This is a genomic window from Microbacterium umsixpiens (assembly GCF_053543675.1).
On the sequence record NZ_JBLVOH010000144.1, the window covers coordinates 4,145 to 5,667 of the forward strand.

Sequence of the window (1,523 nt, forward strand, 5' to 3'; positions counted from 1 at the left end):
GGGCCGCGTCAGACGGTGGCGACGTTGAACTGCGTGCGCCCCACGGCGAGCACGCCGTAGCGGGCATGCAGCGCGACCGGCGTGCCCGGGGCCGCTTCGAGCGCCGCGCCGGATCCGTTCCACAGCTCGTGGACCTCGCCGTCGAGGGTGCGCACGACGAGGTCGCCGGCGACGGCATCCGTCGTCACGACCAGGGCGTCGACCCACTCGGCGGGTGTCGCCGAGGCGATGCGCGCCTGGATCAGGTGCAGCGCGTGGCCGGGTGCGAACGAGGAGCACCGGTCGCCGTGGCTGCACATGCACGCTGCACGCTCACGCACCGGGAGGGGTGAAAGGCGGTTCAGCGGCGTGGACACGGTGGTCTCCTTCAGGATCGACGTTCCGGAAAGACTAGGTCGGCTTCCGGGGCGGATCCAGGCGGGCCGACACGGAGTGAAACAAACGGGTGTAGTCTCTCGGGGTGCTGTCGTCGATGAGCGTCCCTCGGGCGCAGAGCGGAGCTGCAGGCGCCTTCCGCGCCGCAGGCAGAGGCTGAAGACCGGCCGGAGGCGGAACCCCCGTCCCCGGTGCTGCGTCGTACCCCGGCATCCGTCCGGGGATCCTCACCCGATCGACTCGCCCTCTGCGGCGACCACTCCTGAAAGCACTTTCTCATGCGTCCCATCGACGAGCGCGGCATCCGCGCCTCCTTCCTCAACGCCTCCCGCAAGGAGGTCTCCGACCTGACCCTCCCGCCCGGCTTCGCCGAGATCGACTTCGACCGGCTCGACTTCCTCGGCTGGGTGGATCCGAAGATGCCCCGCCGCGCGTACGTCGTCACATGGGTCGACGACGCCCCGGTCGGTGTGTTCCTGCAGCGCGCCGAGCAGCGTGTGATCGCCCGGGCGCAGTGCTCCTGGTGCGAAGACGTCACGCTCCGCAACGACGTGCAGTTGTTCGTGGCGCGCAAGGCCGGGGCCGCCGGACGCAAGGGTGATTCGATCGGCGTGCTCACGTGCGCCGAGTTCGGCTGCAACCGCAACGTGCGCATCCTCCCGCCGCTGGCGTACCAGGGCTTCGACCGCGAGTTCGCGCGCGATCTGCGCATCCTGCGTCTGCAGGAGCACGTCGCCGGCTTCCTCGCCGAGGTGGCGGGGCCGAGGTCCTAGACGGCGCGGGCGCGTCCGGGCGGCCGGGCGCGCACGTGCGCGCGGGCGGGAGCGGCCAGCGCGGCGGAGAGCCGCGCGAACTCCTCGAAGCTGCGTCGCCCCGGCCAGTCGGCCGGCAGCATCGACGGCGGAAGCCCGGGATCGGTGTACGGCAGCACCCGCCAGCGGTCGATCAGCTGCACGTACGCGGCGAACGGCTCGGACGGCAACGCGGTGAGCTGGGCCTGGAAGGCGAGGTGCTCGGCGCGCAGCGCCGCGAGATCCCACCACTGCGCCGCGGCTTCCTCGAGCGTGCCGGCCGGCGCGGGGGCGGACGCCTGGAACAGGGTCGCCCAGCTCCGGGCGTCGAGCTCTTCCAGGATCTGCTCCACCTCC

The 1,523-nt window shown here is 72.0% G+C and carries 3 protein-coding genes; 1 reads left to right on the forward strand and 2 read right to left on the reverse strand.

Annotation, left to right across the window (positions count from 1 at the left end; translation table 11 throughout):
- Positions 1–8: 8 nt before the first annotated feature.
- Positions 9–356, reverse strand: coding sequence for a hypothetical protein (locus tag ACNPM4_RS14255; protein ID WP_029261063.1), 348 nt, complete (start codon positions 354–356; stop codon positions 9–11).
- A gap of 297 nt (positions 357–653) precedes the next feature.
- Here ACNPM4_RS14255 and ACNPM4_RS14260 point away from each other — a divergent pair, with 297 nt between their 5' ends.
- A complete protein-coding gene (locus ACNPM4_RS14260; RefSeq protein ID WP_029261064.1) occupies positions 654–1,148 on the forward strand; it encodes an FBP domain-containing protein in 495 nt (164 codons plus the stop codon).
- Here the strand turns inward: ACNPM4_RS14260 and ACNPM4_RS14265 are convergent.
- Positions 1,145–1,523 (reverse strand): PaaX family transcriptional regulator C-terminal domain-containing protein (locus ACNPM4_RS14265; RefSeq protein WP_448986089.1); only part of this gene is annotated, 379 nt, incomplete at its 5' end. The genes ACNPM4_RS14260 and ACNPM4_RS14265 overlap by 4 nt on opposite strands.

Coding starts and splice junctions, on each gene's coding strand:
- ACNPM4_RS14260 (WP_029261064.1), top strand. CDS start 654: ATGCGTCCCATCGACGAGCGCGGCATCCGCGCCTCCTTCCTCAACGCC.